Annotated in this window: 18 protein-coding genes; 9 read left to right on the top strand and 9 right to left on the bottom strand. The window is 59.3% G+C overall.

The window, feature by feature from the left end; all coding sequences use genetic code 11:
- Window positions 1–103: 103 nt before the first annotated feature.
- Window positions 104–2,386, top strand: a complete 2,283-nt coding sequence (locus tag ACZ9BX_RS13465; RefSeq protein WP_027510808.1) for an NADP-dependent malic enzyme — start codon at window positions 104–106, stop codon at window positions 2,384–2,386.
- A gap of 60 nt (window positions 2,387–2,446) precedes the next feature.
- Here ACZ9BX_RS13465 and olsB read toward each other — a convergent pair whose 3' ends face one another.
- The 5 genes from olsB to ACZ9BX_RS13440 all read right to left on the bottom strand — a co-directional run bounded on the left by olsB (window position 2,447) and on the right by ACZ9BX_RS13440 (window position 8,172).
- Entirely contained in the window at window positions 2,447–3,325 is an 879-nt protein-coding gene (gene olsB / locus ACZ9BX_RS13460) for a l-ornithine N(alpha)-acyltransferase (RefSeq protein ID WP_476220006.1), read from the bottom strand.
- 99 nt (window positions 3,326–3,424) lie between these two features.
- A complete protein-coding gene (locus ACZ9BX_RS13455; protein ID WP_476218483.1) occupies window positions 3,425–5,662 on the bottom strand; it encodes a hybrid sensor histidine kinase/response regulator in 2,238 nt (745 codons plus the stop codon).
- Window positions 5,663–5,717: 55 nt separating this feature from the next.
- Complete coding sequence (gene lspA / locus ACZ9BX_RS13450; protein WP_476218482.1) at window positions 5,718–6,221, bottom strand: signal peptidase II; 504 nt, start codon at window positions 6,219–6,221, stop codon at window positions 5,718–5,720.
- Window positions 6,218–7,078 (bottom strand): TrmH family RNA methyltransferase, encoded by an 861-nt coding sequence (locus ACZ9BX_RS13445; protein WP_476218481.1) that lies wholly within the window; start codon window positions 7,076–7,078, stop codon window positions 6,218–6,220. The genes lspA and ACZ9BX_RS13445 overlap by 4 nt, the downstream gene beginning before the upstream one ends.
- Window positions 7,075–8,172, bottom strand: coding sequence for a class I SAM-dependent methyltransferase (locus ACZ9BX_RS13440; RefSeq protein WP_476218480.1), 1,098 nt, complete (start codon window positions 8,170–8,172; stop codon window positions 7,075–7,077). Before ACZ9BX_RS13440 ends, ACZ9BX_RS13445 begins: the two co-directional genes overlap by 4 nt.
- Window positions 8,173–8,287: 115 nt before the next feature.
- Here ACZ9BX_RS13440 and ACZ9BX_RS13435 point away from each other — a divergent pair, with 115 nt between their 5' ends.
- Both ACZ9BX_RS13435 and ACZ9BX_RS13430 read left to right on the top strand, forming a co-directional pair.
- Window positions 8,288–8,740: an SRPBCC family protein gene (locus ACZ9BX_RS13435; RefSeq protein ID WP_476218479.1), complete on the top strand. Its 453-nt coding sequence runs from the start codon at window positions 8,288–8,290 to the stop codon at window positions 8,738–8,740.
- 46 nt (window positions 8,741–8,786) lie between these two features.
- Entirely contained in the window at window positions 8,787–9,221 is a 435-nt protein-coding gene (locus ACZ9BX_RS13430; protein ID WP_476218478.1) for an N-acetyltransferase family protein, read from the top strand.
- 7 nt (window positions 9,222–9,228) lie between these two features.
- Here ACZ9BX_RS13430 and ACZ9BX_RS13425 read toward each other — a convergent pair whose 3' ends face one another.
- The 3 genes from ACZ9BX_RS13425 to sppA all read right to left on the bottom strand — a co-directional run bounded on the left by ACZ9BX_RS13425 (window position 9,229) and on the right by sppA (window position 10,952).
- The gene (locus tag ACZ9BX_RS13425; protein ID WP_132560378.1) at window positions 9,229–9,561 is read right to left on the bottom strand and encodes a LapA family protein; all 333 of its coding nucleotides are present in this window, start codon (window positions 9,559–9,561) and stop codon (window positions 9,229–9,231) included.
- Window positions 9,562–9,672: 111 nt separating this feature from the next.
- On the bottom strand, window positions 9,673–9,972 hold the full coding sequence (locus ACZ9BX_RS13420; RefSeq protein WP_027510799.1) for an integration host factor subunit beta: 300 nt from the start codon (window positions 9,970–9,972) through the stop codon (window positions 9,673–9,675).
- A gap of 29 nt (window positions 9,973–10,001) precedes the next feature.
- Window positions 10,002–10,952, bottom strand: coding sequence for a signal peptide peptidase SppA (sppA, locus tag ACZ9BX_RS13415; RefSeq protein ID WP_476218477.1), 951 nt, complete (start codon window positions 10,950–10,952; stop codon window positions 10,002–10,004).
- A 218-nt stretch (window positions 10,953–11,170) separates the two neighbouring features.
- Here sppA and lptC point away from each other — a divergent pair, with 218 nt between their 5' ends.
- The 6 genes from lptC to ptsN all read left to right on the top strand — a co-directional run bounded on the left by lptC (window position 11,171) and on the right by ptsN (window position 16,345).
- Complete coding sequence (gene lptC / locus ACZ9BX_RS13410; protein ID WP_132560374.1) at window positions 11,171–11,836, top strand: LPS export ABC transporter periplasmic protein LptC; 666 nt, start codon at window positions 11,171–11,173, stop codon at window positions 11,834–11,836.
- A 14-nt stretch (window positions 11,837–11,850) separates the two neighbouring features.
- A complete protein-coding gene (locus tag ACZ9BX_RS13405; RefSeq protein WP_132560372.1) occupies window positions 11,851–12,456 on the top strand; it encodes an LptA/OstA family protein in 606 nt (201 codons plus the stop codon).
- Between the two features lie 39 nt (window positions 12,457–12,495).
- On the top strand, window positions 12,496–13,284 hold the full coding sequence (gene lptB / locus ACZ9BX_RS13400; protein ID WP_476220005.1) for an LPS export ABC transporter ATP-binding protein: 789 nt from the start codon (window positions 12,496–12,498) through the stop codon (window positions 13,282–13,284).
- Between the two features lie 156 nt (window positions 13,285–13,440).
- The gene (rpoN, locus tag ACZ9BX_RS13395; RefSeq protein WP_476218476.1) at window positions 13,441–14,979 is read left to right on the top strand and encodes an RNA polymerase factor sigma-54; all 1,539 of its coding nucleotides are present in this window, start codon (window positions 13,441–13,443) and stop codon (window positions 14,977–14,979) included.
- Between the two features lie 255 nt (window positions 14,980–15,234).
- Complete coding sequence (gene hpf, locus ACZ9BX_RS13390) at window positions 15,235–15,810, top strand: ribosome hibernation-promoting factor, HPF/YfiA family (protein ID WP_027510793.1); 576 nt, start codon at window positions 15,235–15,237, stop codon at window positions 15,808–15,810.
- A 70-nt stretch (window positions 15,811–15,880) separates the two neighbouring features.
- Complete coding sequence (gene ptsN, locus ACZ9BX_RS13385) at window positions 15,881–16,345, top strand: PTS IIA-like nitrogen regulatory protein PtsN (protein WP_027510792.1); 465 nt, start codon at window positions 15,881–15,883, stop codon at window positions 16,343–16,345.
- A 77-nt stretch (window positions 16,346–16,422) separates the two neighbouring features.
- Here ptsN and ACZ9BX_RS13380 read toward each other — a convergent pair whose 3' ends face one another.
- Window positions 16,423–18,765, bottom strand: coding sequence for a methyl-accepting chemotaxis protein (locus tag ACZ9BX_RS13380; protein WP_476218475.1), 2,343 nt, complete (start codon window positions 18,763–18,765; stop codon window positions 16,423–16,425).
- Window positions 18,766–18,947: the final 182 nt, after the last annotated feature.

Raw genomic sequence — 18,947 nt, 5'->3', positions numbered from 1 at the left:
AATTTTCCAAAAAAACAGGTGCCAACCCTAGCCGCCCGCCGCTATAGATGACAACCGCCATTGAGGAAGAGCAAGGCGTCACCCACAGGACGTTGGAGGAAGAATGCCTGATATCGAAAAGAAGCCGCGGCCGGTGACGTCCGTTACCGACAATGAAGCGCTTGAATTCCACGCCATGGGACGGCCTGGGAAGCTGGAAATCAACCCGACGAAGCCGATGGCGACGCAGCGCGATCTGTCGCTCGCGTATTCGCCGGGCGTCGCGGCGCCTGTGAAGGCAATCGCCGCCGATCCGGGCACTGCCTACGACTATACGACACGTGGCAATATGGTAGCCGTCATCTCCAACGGCACGGCGATTCTCGGTCTCGGCAATCTGGGCGCCTTGGCATCCAAGCCGGTCATGGAAGGCAAATCCGTCCTTTTCAAGCGTTTTGCCGATGTCGATTCCATCGACCTCGAAGTCGACACGGAAAATGTCGACGAGTTCATCAACTGCGTGCGGTTTCTGGGGCCTTCCTTCGGCGGCATCAATCTGGAGGACATCAAGGCGCCCGACTGCTTCATCATCGAGCAGCGCCTGCGCGAGCTGATGGATATTCCGGTCTTTCACGACGACCAGCACGGCACGGCGATCATTGCAACGGCCGGCCTCATCAATGCCCTGGAGTTGACGGGACGTGACCTGAAGACGACGAAACTCGTCTGCAACGGCGCAGGAGCTGCGGCAATCGCCTGTGTCGAACTCATCAAGTCGATGGGTTTTGCGCCGGAGAACATCACCCTCGTCGACACCAAGGGTGCGATCTATCAGGGCCGCACCGAAGGCATGAACCAGTGGAAATCGGCACACGCGGTCAAGACGAAGGCCCGCACGCTAGCGGATGCGATGAAGGGTGCCGATGTCGTGCTCGGTTTGTCGCAGAAGGGCGCCTTTTCTGAAGAAATGATCCGCTCGATGGCCGACCGGCCGATCATCTTCGCGATGGCGAATCCCGATCCGGAAATCACGCCGGAGGAAGTCGCCCGCATCCGCGATGACGCCATCATGGCAACGGGACGGTCGGACTACCCGAACCAGGTCAACAACGTTCTCGGCTTTCCATACATCTTTCGCGGCGCGCTCGACGTGCGGGCCACCACGATCAACGACGCGATGAAGATTGCCGCGGTCAAGGCGCTTGCCAATCTGGCCCGCGAGGATGTGCCGGACGACGTTGTCGCAGCCTATCAGGGCAACCGGCCGCGCTTCGGCGCGCAGTACATCATTCCGGTACCCTTCGATCCGCGCTTGATTTCGGCAATCCCGGCGGCCGTGGCGGAAGCTGCGATCGAAACTGGTGTCGCCCGCAAGGTGATCACCGACATGGACGGCTATCGCCGTGAGCTATCGGCAAGGCGCGATCCGATCGCCTCGACGCTTGCGAGCCTTTACGAGCGGGTGCGCCGCCGTCCGAAACGGATGGTTTTTGCCGAAGCGGAAGAAGAGCAGGTCATGCGTGCGGCAATGTCCTACGCCAACCAGCAGCTCGGCACGGCACTCCTTCTCGGCCGCGAAGACCTGATCCGTGCAACAGCGGAGCGCGCCGGCATCGATCTCAACCGGCCAGGCTTGGAGATCGTCAATGCACGCATATCGACCCGCATCGAGGCCTACACCGACTACCTTTATGCCCGGCTGCAGCGGAAGGGTTATCTGCACCGCGACGCGCAGCGCCTAATCCATAACGATCGGAATCATTTCGCCGCGACGATGGTGGCGCTCGGCGATGCGGACGGTATGGTAACCGGCATCACGCGCAATTATTCGACGGCGCTGGAAGATGTGCGCCGCTGCATCGATGAGAAGCCGGGCCACCGTGTTATCGGGGTGTCGCTGGTGCTTGTCCGCGGTCGCACTGTCTTTGTCGCGGATACTGCGGTGCACGATATGCCTACAGCAGAGGAGCTGGCCGACATTGCCGAGGAAGCGGCAGGCCTTGCACGTCGCATGGGCTACCAGCCGCGCGTTGCACTGCTTGCCTATTCCACCTTCGGCCATCCTTCGGGCGAACGTTCCGAGCGCGTTCGTGAAGCGGTGAAGATTCTCGACAAGCGCCGCGTCGATTTCGAGTACGACGGCGAAATGGCCGCGGACGTGGCGCTGAACCGCAAGGTGATGGAGCAGTACCCGTTCTGCCGCTTGTCCGCCCCCGCCAACGTGCTGGTCATGCCGGCCTTCCACTCCGCTTCGATCTCCACGAAGATGCTGCAGGAACTCGGCGGCTCGACGGTCATCGGCCCGATCCTTGTCGGCCTCGATAAAGCCGTTCAGATCACCTCGATGGGCGCCAAGGATTCCGACATTGTCAACATGGCGGCGATCGCAGCTTATTCGGCGGGGTGATGGCAACAAAAAAGCTCGCCTCGAATTTTCGAGGCGAGCTTTGATTGAATTTCTGGAAAATCAGCTCGCGAAGCGGCCGGCGTCGGCGCCGTAGTAATTCAGATACCGATCTGAGATGCTGGAAATTGGCAGCACGATTAGTACGTCCGTCGTGTTGAACGCATGGTCTACCACCGCCGTGGAGCCGACCATGGCGCCGAGGCGGAGATAGCCCTTGATCAGCGGCGGAAGCGCCATCAGCGCCTTCCTAGGATTAACGGCTTCCGGCGGCATCAGATCCATGCTCCGGGCCAGATCCGGCAGAGCGCCAACCGCCCATTCGTCCTTGGCGAGGACTGTGTGATGCAGGAAGGAAAGTGCCAACGCATGGCTCTCAGGGTGCACACCCGGGAAGGAAGCGCAGCCGAACATGGCGCTCATGCCATGCCTCAGGGCATAGGCCCAGTTGCCCTGCCAGAGAAGTTCCACTGTGCGCTTCGTGCGGTATTCCGGCAGCACGCAGGAGCGGCCGAGTTCCATGAAGCGCTTGTCCGGATGGCGAGCAAGAAGCTCGCCGATCGCGAATTCGGAAGCCGAGTAAAAACCGCCATTTGCCATCGCCACCTCCTGGCGCAGCAGGCGGTAAGTGCCGACGATCTGGTCTTCGCTGTCCCCTTCGATCGAGCGGTCGAGAACGAGAAGGTGATCGCAGAATGCATCGTAAGCGTCGACGTCGCGTTCGCGGCGCATGGCCTCTGGCGGAAGCTGCGCCTGCATTTCCTGAACGAAAACGCGGTAACGCACATGCTGCGCAGCATCGATCTCGCGAGCAGTGCGGGCAAGGCGGGTCTCCAGGTTGCCGATGCGGCCAAGGACGTCGCCTTCCTTCGGCGCGACGGGCGCTGCAGGCCGAGAAACCTCCGCCGTTGTGTCGCGATTAAGGATGTCGATGGACATGATGATTCTCCCGTTGCCGGCTCATAACGCGTCATAAAACACTTCTATGCGACAGGAAAGTGACATGGACTTTACGGAAAAATGACGCTTATGTCACCCCGCTCAGAGCGCTTCGGCTCGGCGGGCGGAAAGGGCTGCCACGGCATGGACTTCCGTCAGTAGTCGGATTGGATCGACAGGTTTCAGCATCACACGGTTTGCACCGGCAAGCAGGACCTGGCGGCGCGACTCGTCGCGTTTGTCGGCGGTCAGAACAATGACGGGCACCGGAACGACTTGCAGCCGCCGCTCATGACCGCGCAGCCGGCCAATCATTTCAACACCTTCGCCGCCCGGCATCGTGAGATCGCTGATGATGATGTCGGGCCGAGTGCTGCCTTCGGCAAGTGCGCAATCCAGCAAGGTCTCGAAGTCTTCGACATGCTGAACCTTGTGTCCGCCCTTCTCCAGCATGGCACGGATGAGCATCGCATTGATCGGGTCGTCTTCTCCGAGCAGGATGTTCAGCCCGCCCGGCATATTCGCTTCGGGAATGGCGGCGGTGAAGCCAGGCTGGTTGTCGTTAAGCGCATCGCGCTTTTCCATACCGCGCATGCGTCCGCGCAGCACGTCGATCAGCGATTGCTCGCGAAGAGGCCGGATAAGCCAGGCATCGAAGAGATCAAGCGGATGGGCGTTACGCTCTTCCGGATTGACGAGAAGGGTCTTGCGCAGGCCAAGCGCGGCAATTTCAACGCGGTCGGCAAGATGTTCGGTAAATTCGGCAGACATGCGGTGATCGATGATGATATCCGTCGGGCGGTGGCCCTTACCCGCAATGTTGAGAAGCGTCTCCCGGGCTTTTTCGCCGTCGGCCACCAGATGGCAATCGCCGCCGAGCGCGACGATGGTCTCGGCGATTGCGGCGCGGGCGGCACCAGCCGGCGCAAGAAGCACCACGATATTGCCGGCAAGCAGCGATTTGAAGCTGCCGCGAGCCTCTACTGGAATGGTTGCAGGAAAGCAGATCGTGAATTCGCTGCCCTTGCCCTTTTCGCTGGCGACGGTCAGCGAACCGCCGAATTCGCGCATGATGCGAGCGGAGATGGTGAGCCCGAGCCCGGTGCCGCCGCTCTTTTCCATCATGGTTCCCCCTTGCTCGAATTCGCCGAAGATCCGGGCCTGCTCTTCCGCGGTCATCCCTGGGCCGGTGTCTGTCACCGTGATCATGAGGTCGTCGCCGCGCAAGGATACGCGGATGAAGACGCCGCCTGCCCGGGTGAACTTCACTGCATTGCCGATGACGTTAAAGAGCACTTGGCGCAGTCGTGCCGGATCGAAACTCATGAATTCCGGCACGTCGGAAGAGACCGTCGCACCGATCTCGATGCCTTTTTCGTGGGCGCGATGTGCCAGCATCTCGACGACGCTTTCCAGTAGCTGGCGCAGCGATTCGGTCCGTGGACGAAGCTGGAAGCGGCCGACCTCGATCGTCGAGAAATCGAGGAGGTCTTCGACAAGTTGGGTCAGCGCATGACCTGACTGACGGATGCCGTCGATATAGTTCTGCTGCTCCTGGGTCATTTGCGCTTGCGTAAGCAGGTGAGTCATCCCGAGGATGCCGGACAGTGGCGTTCGGATCTCGTGGCTGACGGTCGCTAGCAAGCGGGATTTTGCAGCACTGTTGTATTCGGCCTTTTGGCGCGCCTCTTCGCGCGCCTGCGCTGAAAGATGTTCGGCGGTCACGTCACGGGCGACGCTCTGCAGTAGCAGACGGCCGTTCGATGGATCGCGGGTGACGACATCATGCCAGACGAAGATGCGCTGGCCTTCCGGCGTCGAGATCTCGACATCGAAACGATATGGCTCAGCGCCAGGGCGGAAGGCGATGCCGATTTCTTCGCAAGTCTGGCCTTCCGGCTTCAGGCGGCCCGTCAGCCGGCGAAAGGTGGCATTGGCGCCGATGATCCGCCGATCGATGGTACGGGTAACCGTTATGTCGCCGAGGGCGTCATGAACATTGGCGAAAAGTTCAGCTGCATCAATTGCTTGCGGCTGATTGCCGGCCCGCTGGCGCGGCTTCACCAGCAATGCATAACCGACAAGCGCTACGGCAAGGATCGCAAGGCCGGCGGAAAGCAGCGGAGGTCCGCCCGCTTGCCCGAGTGCAAGGAGTGCGATCGCAGCAAGAAGGCCAAGGCCGCCGAGCCAGTAAAAGAGAAGGGTGCGCAGCGGATGCTTTTGCTTTGGGGCGGCTGGCGCCGGCGGCAAAACATCGTCTGCGGCCCGCGGATCATGCGGTTTGGCGGCCGCGCCGAATGCGGCGGCGAGACGTTCCTGCAATTGGGCCAGACTGTGCATAATTGCTGGCTAACATATGCGCCGTTCCGAATGCCTTCAGGAAAAGCGTAAGATTTTAGCTTTCCATCTTTTTCGGCTGCAGAAGCTCATCGAGAATGACGCAGCCGGCACCGACCGTGATGAAGCTGTCGGCGAGATTGAAGACGGCGAAGGACCAGCTTTCGGTGTGGAAGAGAATGTAGTCGATGACGTGGCCGTAGAGGAAGCGGTCGATCAGATTGCCGAGCGCACCGGCGATGATCAGCGCAAAACCGATATGCGCAATCCAGCGGTCCTTCGAGGTCCGATGCCAGAGCCAGAGAACGAAGGCCACGATAACGAGCCGCATGCCGACGATGAACCAGCCGTCCATGCCCGACAGCATCGAAAAGGCGACGCCCAGATTGTAGGTGCGGTAGAGCGCCAGCATCGGGATCACCGGCACGGCTTCCTGAAGCGGCAAATAGCGATCGACCGCGATCTTGACGACCTGGTCGACGACGACTGCGATGAGAATGAAGATCAGGATCGGCGCCGGGCGCGAGAAGAGCGCCGGACGGTCAAGCATCTTTTCGGTCATTTGCCCTCGGAAAGTGAAAGGAGATGGCGGCGCGCTTCGAAAAGCATCACGGCACTGGCGACGGCGAGATTGAGGGAGTCCGCGCGTCCCTGCTGGGGGATGCGCGCAAGTGCATCGGCCTCCTTCGCCAACTGATCCGGCAGGCCGGACTGCTCGTTGCCCATCAGGAGAACGACTGGCTTCTTCTTGTAATCAATCGTGCGGTAATCGACGGAGCCTGCAAGGTGCGTGGCGACGACGGACACGCCGGCAGATTTCTTCCAGCTGATGAATTCCTCAGGCGTCGTCTTCGCGACGGGCACGGCGAAGACGGAGCCCATCGTGGCGCGCACGGTTTCAAGGGAAAACGGGTCGGTCGTTTCCCCGACGAGGATAACTCCGGAGGCGCCTGCGGCATCCGCCGTGCGGATGATCGTGCCGAGATTGCCGGGATCGCGCACACGGTCCAGAGCAATCCAGGTCTCTCCATCCTTCGGGCGAATGTCCTTCAGCGGCTTCCAGCGGCTCTCGAAAATGCCGACCACCATCTGCGGATTGTCCCGCCGCGTGACCGAGGAAATGACCTTTTCACTGACTTCGAGAACGAGGCCGCCGGACGCAACGGTTTTTGCTGCCATCTGCTCGACCAGCGGTTTGCCCTTGGCGGCCTTGGCATAAACCAGCGTGCGGATCGTCCAGCCGAGCTCGATCGCGTCGATCACCAGTTTCAGGCCCTCCGCCATGAAGGTGCCGCTCTCCTCGCGCGACTTCTTGTTGGTCAGCGCCTTGATGTCCTTGATGATCGGATTGGCAAGCGAGGTAACCTCTTTCACATGTCCGACCTTATGCGGGCCGTGGCCTCGATGTTCATGGCTCATTTCGGCACCCAGCGGGAGAAGAGGGAGGTCGATAGCGCGCGGCCCTTCGTCTTGCCGTCAAGGCCCGCCTCGCGAATCACGAGCTCGCCGGATTCCACCACGCCGCCTGCGCCGCGCATCGTCTCTCGCATTAATTCGTGGATCGAATAGAAGCTTGCGCGGATGGAATAGGCGGTCAGCACCAAGCCGAGCGCCTGCGGTGACAGGATATCGCGGCAGACATCGAGCATCAATGGCAGGTGTTCGAAGAGATGCCAGACCTCGCCGTTCGGGCCGCGGCCGAATTTGGGCGGATCGGTGAGGATGATGTCGTAGGTGTTGCCGCGGCGTTCCTCGCGGAGGATGAACTTCATCGCGTCTTCGCAAATCCACCGGATCGGCAGCTTTTCCATGCGGCCAAGCGCCTGATTTTCACGCGCCCAGCCGATCGCCTTCTTGGAGGCGTCGACATGGGTGACTTCCGCGCCGGCCGCTGCCGCAACCAGCGATGCAACGCCGGTATAGCCGAAGAGGTTCAGCACCTTCAACGGCCGCCCGGCCGCCTCGACCTGCTCCTTCATCCAGCTCCAGTGGACGATCTGCTCGGGAAAGACGCCCACGTGGCGGAAGGACGTGAAACGCCCGTAAAAATCTACGTTCAAGAGGTTCAATGGCCAGGTCTCGCCAAGCGCCTCCTTCGGAAAGCGCCAGCGGCCAGTGCCTTCCTCGTCCGTATCGCCGGTAAAGATCGCGTCGGCCTTTTCCCAGACATGGGCTGCCAGCGATGGCTGCCAGAGCGCCTGACCCTCGGGTCGGACGATGCGATAGGGGCCGTATTGTTCGAGCTTCAGGCCGTTGCCGCTGTCGATGAGGTGAAAATCGCCTGCGCCGAGGGATTCCAGAATAACAGGAACACGCTCATGAGGACGGTCGCCGGCGCGGTTCTTCAACGGCCGCTCGCTTGCAGCAGGCGCGGCTGCCTCTCGCGCGGTCTCCCGTGCGGCCAGAGGTTTAACCGCTTTTGGCGGGCGGCTCGAGTGCTCGTCATTACGGCGATTGCCAGGGGAGCCGGCAGGCTGCAGCTTATGGCCCGGCCGGCGCTCTTTCTGTCTCAACGTGTTTTCCGCGTCTTAAGTTTGATGGAGCCCGTGCAAATAGCATTCCCGTGCCACCTTGGCAAAGTGCTTTCCGGCTGTGATAGTTTGGAGAAATGGAACGGGAGGGTTTCGTATGGACATGACTGGCGAGGAACGTATCAATGCACCGCGCGATGCGGTGTGGATAGCCTTGAATGATCCAGAAGTCTTGAAGCGATGCATCCCCGGCTGTCAAAGCCTGGAGATGAAGTCGCCAACCGAGCTTGCGGCGGTCGTCAAGGTCAAGATCGGCCCCGTTTCGGCGACCTTCAACGGTGAGGTGACACTGACAAATGTCAACGCGCCTGAGAGCTACACGATCTCGGGTGAGGGAAAGGGCGGCGTAGCAGGCTTTGCCAAGGGCGGGGCCGACGTCACCTTGACGGCGGAAGGTGCCGAGACAGTGCTGCAATTTGCGGTCAAAGCACAGGTCGGCGGCAAGCTTGCCCAGCTTGGAGCGCGGCTGGTGGATTCGACCTCGCAAAAGCTTGCGCAGCAGTTCTTCTCGGATTTCAATACGGTCGTCAGCGAAAAGGCCGCGCAATAGCGGCTCAAGGCTTGGCACGGTCTTCGGCCTATTCTAAGTCGCATCTATGAAATACACAGTCAGAAATTCGCGCCCTTCAGACAACGGGCAGCTCAGCGATATCTATCTCAACGTGCGCAGGCAGACCTTTACTTGGGTCGATCCCGGCAAATTTCGCCATGAGGAGTTCCTCGCGCATTCGCAGGGTGAAATTGTCTGGGTCGCCGAAGCGCCGGAGGGCGAGATTGCCGGCTTCATGACACTCTGGCCCGCGGATGATTTCATCCACATGCTCTACATTCGCAAGGAATGGCAGGGGGAGGGTGTCGGTACCGCGCTGCTGAAGGCTTTGCCGGGGTGGCCGCGTCGTAGATACCGGTTGAAGTGTTTGGTCAACAACAGAAGCGCCAAGACATTCTATGCCGGCCGCGGCTTTGTGGTCACTGGCAATGGCACGTCCGCCGAAGGCGACTACGAGGAACTGAGCTTCATTCCTGCCTGATGGTCGATCAGCGGGAGGGCAATTGGCCGGCGATCTCCTCCGCGCGGCTCTTGTGCCGATCCGCCTCGCTCTGCCAGCGAACGGCTTCCTTCGCCTCGACTTTCGCACGCTTGCGGTGTTTGCTCTGGGCGAACCATGTGGCGGCCGAGCCTATCAGCATGCCGATAATCAACGCGACGAAGATGAACACGAAGAAAGGCGCAGAAAGCGCAAGAACCTGATCGTCGGGCCGGAAGGGGTTGAATGCCAGCGTCACGCTCTGCCGGTTAGCAACACAGAAGACGATGAGAATGATGCCGAGCGGCAGCAAAATCAAAAGGTTAATGATCTTCTTCGCCATCCATGGCCTCCACGCGTGGTCGCGCCGCTTCGATGCGGCGCATGACTGCTCAGCAGAATAGAAAGGTGCGCGCGAAGTTCAAGCGCGGTTTCGACGCGGTCCGGACGAAGCTCAATCGTCGTGGTTGGGCTGGCCGGGGTTCAGCCGCTCGCGCAACTCCTTGCCGGTCTTGAAGAAGGGCACCCACTTTTCTTCGACGAAGACGGTGTCGCCGGTACGCGGATTGCGGCCGGAGCGCGAAGGGCGGTTCTTGACGGAAAATGCACCGAAACCGCGAAGCTCGACACGGTTGCCCGCTGCGAGCGCATCGGTGATCTCGTCGAGAACCGCGTTGACGATATTCTCGACATCCCGGTGATAAAGATGCGGGTTGCGCGCGGCAACGATCTGCACCAATTCCGACTTGATCACGGTCGCCCCCTTAAATTATTGATTTCTTATCAATCGCGGCCAACCTGCCAAACTGAAACGAGCCCGTCAAGGAGCAACTTTTGTGGCAGAATTCCCTCGATGTCCTGGCTCCTTACGAGATCACCATAGCCGAGCAGAGCTGCGAGCCTGGAAACAGCCCCCGCAAGCAGAAAAGGCGTGGTGCTCGTCTTGTCCCAGTCAACGACCGGAAGGTTTTTGCCGACATCCCGCGTAGCGAGATAATTGCGGATTTCCGGATCGCCGCCGACCTGGTCGATGAGCTTGACCTTCGCCGCCTGACGGCCGGTGAAAATAGTGCCGTCGGCGAGCTTCAGCACCTCGTCGCGCGGCAGTTTGCGGCGGTCGGCAACAAGGTCGACGAACCAGGCGTAGCTGTCCATGACCATATTATTGATCATGGTTTTCGCCTCTTCACTGGCAGCATGGAAGGGCGATGGCTCTGCCTTCAGCGGCGACGACTTGATCTCCTGAAGCGAGACGCCGAGCTTGTCGAGCAGCGGCTGGATCTGCGGATACTGAAAAATCACGCCGATCGAACCGGTGAGCGAGCTTTCGCCAGCAATGATCGTGTCGCCGGCGGCCGCGATCATATAGCCTGCGGAAGCGGCAAGCGTCCGGACATCGGAGACGACCGGCTTCTTCACAGCAATCGCCCGGATGGCCTTGAATATCTTTTCGCCGCCATACGTCGTGCCGCCCGGCGAAGAAATGGAGACGATGACGCCTTTGACCCGGTCGTTCTCTTCGATCTTCTTCAGCCTCTCAAGCAACTCGTCGTCGTCGGTTATGAGGCCGGAAATCGTCACATGGGCGATGTGCGGCCGCTGCGTGGCGATGTCGCCTGCGACGAATTGGTAAAGAGCAAAGCCAAGCGCGACCAAGAGTACCACCGCCGCAATGCGCCAGAAGCCGAGTTTGCGGCGAAGCCTGCGGCGATCAGCGATCGTCGAACTGTCCATAAAGTCCTCCAGAGCCGGCGCGCCGGCTTCATGCAACATGGCATCAGATAAGGTGGCATTCCCCTTCGGAAATCCCGGTTTACTTCATTTTCATGCCTTATTTGCTAGTTGCAGAAAAAAATCCATATTGGCAAGCTAGTGTAATAATGCGAAACGATCTGTGATTGGCGGGCATAGTTCCTATATAGGGTTGCCGATCAACAGACACGGACATGTTAATGCTCAACACATTGAACAGCAGCGGGAAGCCTGCCTTTGTCAGGCCTGTACAGAGCGCCTATGCGGCCGCGCTCTTCCATTCTGCACGTGTCCGCCGCTTGAAGATATTGCTGCCTATCGCTGCTGTCACCATTTCGCTTGTCTTCATTGCGGTCTCGATGGTCCGGGCTTACCTGCCCGAGAACCTCAAGATCGAAGGCGCCAAGATCGAAAACGGCAAGATCGTCATGGAAAAGCCGGCGATCGCCGGCCGTAATGCCGACGGCATCAACTATTCGATGCTTGCCGAGCGCGCGCTGCAGGACATCAAGAATCCGAACCTTATCACGCTCGAAACGATCAAGGCTGCGGTGCCGGTCAGCGATGATCTGATCGCCCGCGTCGAGGCTGCCACGGCCGATTATGATCGATCCACGGACAACCTTGCTCTGAGAGACCCATTCACGATTTTGCTGAGCAACGGTCTGACGGCGAAATTTCAATCTGCCAAGCTCGATATCAAGGGCGGCAAAATGACAACGGACGACCCTATCGAGATTCAAAAAGACGGCGCTTCGATTGTTGCGCAGTCGCTCAAGATGACGGATAAGGGGCGCGTGATCACATTCGAGGGGAACGTTCGCATGAATGTCGATCCATCCGTCATCCGTAAACAGGGCACCTAACAGCCGGGTCACTCATGACAATAGATTGTCACTTTTCAATTCGTAAGTCAGGCGTAACATTTGCCCGCAGCGCGATAGCGCTTCTGCTAGTGGCAGGGGCGGCCTTTGCACAGGCGACCACCAGTCAGATGGATGGCCTGAAGCTCGACAGCAATCAACCGATCCAGATCGAAAGCGACAAGCTCGAGATTCAAGATCAGGAGCACAAGGCCGACTTCACCGGCAACGTAAAAGTCGTCCAGGGGAAGACGACCTTGCAGGCCGGTCATATGACGGTCTTCTACAAGGCAAAGGCAGGTGACTCGCAGCCAGCCGGCGCGAAGACTGACGCTGGAGCGGCGTCGATCTCGTCCGGCAATGCCGACATCGACCGTATCATTGTGACCGATAAGGTTTTCTTGAGCTCCGGCACGCAGACAGCAACCGCCGACAACGGCTCCTTCGATATGGCACAGCAGCTCTTCGTTCTGAAGGGCGACAAGGTTGTACTGTCGGATGGCCCGAATGTCTTCACAGGCTGCCAGCTCACCGTTCATATGCAGACCGGACGGGCGCAACTGGATAGCTGCGGGGGGCGCGTCCAGATTCAGCTTGATCCAAAATCCCAGAAAAAGAACTGAAACCGGCCTCCCGACGTGAAATTATTCTCGCTTTCAACCATGTTCGGCAAGGCCGGGCCGCAATCGGCCGCGGACTCTGCCGCTGGCGGCGACAAGAGCCGTTACAACGGCACGCTGATTGCACGCGGTCTGACGAAGACCTATAGCACACGGCGTGTTGTCAACGGCGTCTCGCTGGTCGTTAGGCGCGGCGAAGCTGTCGGCCTTCTGGGACCGAACGGTGCCGGCAAGACAACCTGCTTTTATATGATCACCGGTCTCGTGCCGGTGGACGAAGGCACGATCGAGATCGATGGCAATGACGTGACGACGATGCCGATGTATCGCCGGTCGCGTCTCGGTGTCGGCTACCTGCCGCAGGAGGCCTCGATCTTCCGCGGCCTGACGGTCGAAGAGAATATCCGCGCCGTGCTCGAAGTGCATGAGAAGGACAAGACGGAGCGGGAGAAGAAGCTCGATGAGCTTCTGGAGGAATTCCATATCGCCAAGCTGCGAAAATCGGCGGCTGTCGCTTTGTCGGGCGGTGAGCGCCGGCGTCTGGAAATTGCACGCGCACTTGCAACCGATCCGACCTTCATGCTGCTTGACGAGCCTTTTGCTGGCGTCGATCCCATTTCGGTCGCGGACATCCAGAACCTCGTGCACCATCTGACGGCACGCGGCATCGGCGTTTTGATCACCGACCACAATGTGCGCGAGACGCTGGGCCTCATCGATCGAGCCTATATCATCCATGCCGGCGAAGTGCTGACGCATGGCCGCGCGAACGACATCGTCAACAATCCGGAAGTGCGCCGGCTCTATCTTGGTGACAAATTCAGCCTTTGATAGGATCGAAGGCGACGGAAATTCACCTTCCTGTCATACTTGCGCTTGACCAAATAGAATAAAAAAGCAATTTTTGGGCCAAGTTGGATTTCCGCGGCCCGAACTCTTCTCGAACGCGGTTTCCCGGAGGAATTGAACGGGAGTTTCGCGTCCGCTATGGCCCTGTCTGCCAATCTTTTCCTGCGACAGAACCAGTCCTTGGTGATGACGCCGCAACTGATGCAATCCATCCAGTTGCTGCAGATGACGCACTTCGAGCTTGTCCAGTTCATTGCGCAGGAAGTTGAGAAGAACCCATTGCTCGAATTTCCGTCAGATGACGCCGAAACGGGCAGCGATCCCGATGTGCAGGATGAACTGCACGGCCGCCAGGGCGATGAAGATGATGACCGCCTCGATGCACTTTCCGGAGACTGGTACGACAACGGCAACGGCGGCAGTACCAGCCAGCTGAGTGAGGAGTTGGACGCCAATTATGCGAACGTCTACCAGGATGATGGGGCGCCGCCGCGGGCCGATGCGCCGGAGCTGATCAGCCAGTGGAAGTCGATGCCGGGAGGCGGCGACGGAGGGAATTACGATCTCGACGATTTTGTTGCCGGCCAGGTCTCTCTCAGAGATCACCTTGCCCAGCAGATTCCATTCGTCCTGCCGGATGCAAGTGACCGGCTGATCGCGCAGCAGTTAATCGACCAGCTCGACGAGGCGGGTTACCTGCAGAGCGACCCCGTCGGCATCGGTGAAAGACTGGGCACCGATCCTGCGGCCGCCGAACGTGTTCTTACCGAGTTACAGACCCTCGATCCGCCTGGCGTCTTTGCGCGCACCCTGGCCGAATGCCTGTCGATCCAGCTAAAACAGAAGGATCGCTTCGATCCTGCCATGCAGGCCCTCGTTTCCAACCTCGAATTGCTGGCACGGCGCGACTTCGCGACGCTGAAGCGGCTTTGCGGCGTGGACGAGGAAGACTTGCTTGATATGCTATCGGAGATTCGCCAGCTGAATCCGAAACCCGGCAGCGGCTTTGAGGCCAGCTTTTCCGAAGCGATCATGCCGGATGTCGTCGTGCGTTTGTCATCTGATGGAAGCTGGCTGGTAGAGCTGAACCCGGATACGCTCCCGCGCGTGCTCGTCAATCAATCCTATTTCGCCAAGGTTACAAAGAACGGCGGCGATTACGCATTCTTGTCCGAATGCCTTCAGAGCGCCAACTGGCTCACGCGCAGTCTCGATCAGCGCGCGAAGACGATCATGAAAGTGGCAAGCGAGATCGTCCGCCAGCAGGACGCCTTCCTGATGCATGGCGTCGATTACCTGCGCCCGCTGAATCTGAAGACGGTCGCAGATGCCATCAAGATGCATGAGTCGACCGTCAGCCGCGTCACCTCGAATAAGTACATTCTGACGCCGCGCGGCCTCTTCGAACTCAAATATTTCTTCACGGTTTCGATCAGCGCGGTGGAGGGCGGCGACAGCCATTCTGCTGAGGCCGTTCGCCACAGGATCCGCTCTCTGATCATGCGGGAAAGCCCGGATGCTGTCCTCTCCGACGATGACATTGTCGACATGCTGAAGAAGGACGGCATCGATCTGGCTCGCCGTACGGTTGCAAAGTACCGCGAGGCGATGAATATCGCGTCCTCCGTTCAGCGGCGGCGCGAAAAGCGGGCATTGGCGAAGGTTGCGGGCTTTTAAAAGCCGAGCTAAATCAACCCTTGACTGAATTTCCATATTCGCGCCGCGGCGCACCCGTTGACATTTCGATAGTCTACCGCTAGAAGCCCGCCGCAATTGGCGCTGTGAACAGCGTTTGGACTTATCCCCATCATCCTCAGGGCGCTTGGAGCACGCGACTTAAGCCGATCTTGCTTGAGTCTACGTGAAGTGCTTGGATGAGGTGTGGCGTTGGCGTAAACTGGTACCGCAAACCACTATAAGAAGGGAAACTCGATGAGTGTGCGTGTATCCGGTAAACACATGGAAATTGGGGACTCGTTCCGTCAAAGGATCGAGGACCAAATGGACATGGCCATCACGAAATACTTTGACGGGGGCTATTCCGGTCAGGTGATTGTGGAGAAATCGAGTTCGCGCTTCTCTGCCGATTGCAAGCTTCATCTCGACAGCGGGGTGGTGTTGCATGCGGCAGGCGAAGCGATGGACCCGCAGCTCGCATTCGATGCAGCTTCGGAGCGCATCGAAAAGCGTCTCCGCCGCTACAAGCGCAAGCTCAAGGATCATCATGCCGGAAACCATCTGAATGGGTCTGCGGAAGTCGCCTATACGGTCATGGACGCGGTCCCGGATCATGAAGAAGAGGTTCCCGACGATTTCGCCCCGGTCATTGTTGCCGAGAGCACGAAGCAGTTGAAAACCATGTCCGTCGCGACCGCCGTGATGGCGCTCGATATGACGGATGAGCCGCTGCTTCTGTTCCGTAGCCCGGGCAAGGAACATTTGAACATCGTTTACCGCAGGCATGACGGCAATATTGGCTGGATCGACGCGGCCAATATCAAGAGCTGACATCCGGGCGATGAGCGGCGGGGACGCCGCTCTCCCGATCATCCGGTTTCGGCGACAGAAGGAAAAAGAAATGGCATTGGCAGATCTGCTGCACCAAGATGCGATCATTCCCGCCCTAAAGGTAAATTCGAAGAAACAGTTGCTTCAGGAATTGGCGGCAAAGGCCTCCAAAATCACCGGCCTTTCCGAGCGGGAAATTTTCGACGTCGTTCTGCAGCGTGAGCGTCTCGGCTCGACGGGTGTCGGCAATGGTATCGCCATTCCGCACGGCAAGCTTGCCAGCACCCGCTCGATTGTCGGTGTCTTTGCACGGCTGGAAAGTCCAGTCGATTTCGAAGCGCTGGACGACCAGCCGGTCGATCTGGTGTTTCTGCTTCTCGCTCCGGAAGGGGCGGGCGCCGACCATTTGAAAGCGCTGTCGCGCATTGCGCGGGTGCTTCGCGATCACGATCTCGTCGCGAAGCTGCGCGCCACCGATTCCGCATCGGCGATTTATGCCTTCCTCAACGAAGAGCAAGCATCAAACGCTGCCTGAGCGGCGGACGATCGTCTAAAATAAAAAGAGGCGCCCGGTTGTCCGGACGCCTCTTTTCATCAGTGCCGAGCCCTGCCTCAGAACTCTTCCCAGTTGTCCTGCGCAACGGCAGCCGAACCGTGCGACTGTGGCACAGCTCGGCGTGGCGCGGGAGCCGGAGAACGGTAGGTCGGCGCCGGAGTTGCAGGGGCGCGCATTTGCTGTGCCGCCGAGCGCAGCGCCGTGGCGTTCCCCTGACCAGACACACGGAAGCGAAGGACGAGGGCCTTCAGCGTCTGCGCTTCGTCGTTCAGCGCAACGCTGGCTGCTGTCGCCTCTTCGACCATTGCCGCATTCTGCTGGGTCACCTGGTCCATCTGGTTCATCGCCTGGTTGATTTCCTTGAGGCCGATCGCTTGCTCACTTGCGGAGGCTGAGATCTGGCGGATGAGACCGTTGATGCCCATCACCTGCTCGGCGATCTTATGCAGCGTACCCCCGGCCCGGCCGACGAGATCGACGCCTTCCTTGACCTGGATGGCTGAGGTGTTGATGAGCGTCTTGATTTCCTTGGCTGCATTTGCAGAGCGTTGGGCCAGCTCGCGGACTTCCTGAGCAACCACAGCGAACCCCTTACCCGCTTCACCGGCGCGCGCCGCTTCGACGCCTGCGTTGAGCGCCAAGAGGTTTGTCTGGAAGGCGATTTCATCGATGACACCGATGATGCGAGAGACTTCAGTCGATGACTGCTCGATGCCGTGCATGGAGGCGATTGCCTTTTGCACCACCTCGCCGGATTTTTCTGCGTCTTCGCAGGCGAGATTAACGTTGCCGGCGGCCGTCCGCGCATTGTCAGCACTCGAATTGACCTGAACGGTCAGCTCGTTGAGCGCGGCGGCGGTTTCTTCCAGGCTTGCCGCCTGCTGTTCCGTGCGCTTGGCAAGATCCGAGGCGCTGTTGCTGATTTCGCTGGTGCCCGAGCCAATGTTCACGACGCTGACGTTCATCGTGTTGATCGTCTCTTCAAGACTGGCAAGCGCAGCGTTGAAATCCTGCTTCAGCTTGTTGTATTCGCCGGGGAACGCCTCTGTGATGCGATGGCCGAGGTTGCCCTGCGATAGTTCGGAGAGCCCGGCACCGACGATGGAAACGATCTGGCGCTGCAGCGCGACCGACTCCTGCCGCTCGCTTTCAGAACGGCTGCGTTCAGTTTCGGCGGCACTGCGCTGATTGTCAGCCTCTGCTTCGAGCCGTTGCGTATCGGCAAGCGCAAACCGGAATCCTTCGAGGGCTTTGGCGACGGAACCGATTTCGTCCGCGCGGTCCTGACCGGTGACCGGCTCTTCATACTTGCCGTCGCTAAGCGCTTTGACACTCGCAACCAGCGAGCCAAGAGGCATTTGCACGAAAGAGCGGACGGCAAAATAGAGAGCCAGCATGACGGCACCGAGGACAACAATGCCACCGGCGATCATCATGAAGGTTTGATCGCGCACTGGTGCGTTAATGGCGCTGTGGGGAACATCAACGAGCACGACCCACGTTGCATGAAGATCCGGCACGGCAAACGGATAAACGACGCGGTCGAAAGGTTCATAGCCATCAAAGGCGAGGTTACGAACCACACCTGATGTCATCGAGGCTAGCGCTGTCTGAACTTCGGCCGCACCTTCGCCGTCGCCATAGGGTTTCGACATCAGTTCTTTCGTCGGCGCCACGATCCAGTTGCCGTTTTGCGCAACGAGGGTGACGCGACCCGAACCGAAGGGATGCAATGCCTGCAGTTTGTCGGTGAGGGATTTGAGCGAGATGTCGACGCCTTCGACACCAATCATCTTGCCGCCGGACATGACGGGATAGGCGATGGAGGTCAGCAGCGTTGGAACATCGGTGCCTTCGGCGAGATAGGGTGAGGTGATGGCGCCCTTGCCGCTTTCGGCCGCAAGTTTCCACCATTCCGCGGCATAATCGTTGTCGAAGGTCGAAAACTGGATGGCGCCTCCCCTCGTCTTCGACCAATAGGGCGTAAAGGCGCCGTTCTTGTTCGTGCCCTCATCGAGCTTATCGGCGATCTCGGTTGTTTTGCCGTCGAAGGCGCCGAGCTGTTCGCAGAACCAGCTTCCGAAGGCAAAAGCATTCTGCTCGAGGTTAGCCTTGAGGATGTTTACGATGCCCTTGCGGTCGAAGGTCTTGCCTTCGTGACCGCGGCCGACGACGCCCGACATCGAGCGCGCGGCGCTCGCCAACTCGCCTACATTTGCAGCGATCTCGTTGGCAATTGATTTCGCCTCGAGATTGGCTTGGTCCATCGTCAGCATCTGAACGCGATCGCGCGTTTGGTCGATCAGGAAAAGGTTGGAGATCAGCATCACAAGCGCGATGGCCACGCCTGTAATGAGGATGAGCTTTGCGGCAAGCGACTTCATGCGGAAGATGGACATGGGTTCCTCGGCAGTGGCGACGCACCGGAGGCGCATTCTCCGGCACGGGGAGGAAATGCCGCGCCGTCATGGAGCAGCCGTGACGTGCCAGGGCCTTCGAGAAAAGCCAGGCGATCAAAGAAAGATCGCCGGAAATCCCTTAAATTTGAATGAAACTATATCGATTCATTCTGCTAATATAT

Source organism: Rhizobium sp. USDA 3886 (assembly GCF_056279785.1).
Note: the sequence above shows the minus strand (reverse complement) of the source record. Positions and strands in the feature narration are given on the sequence as shown.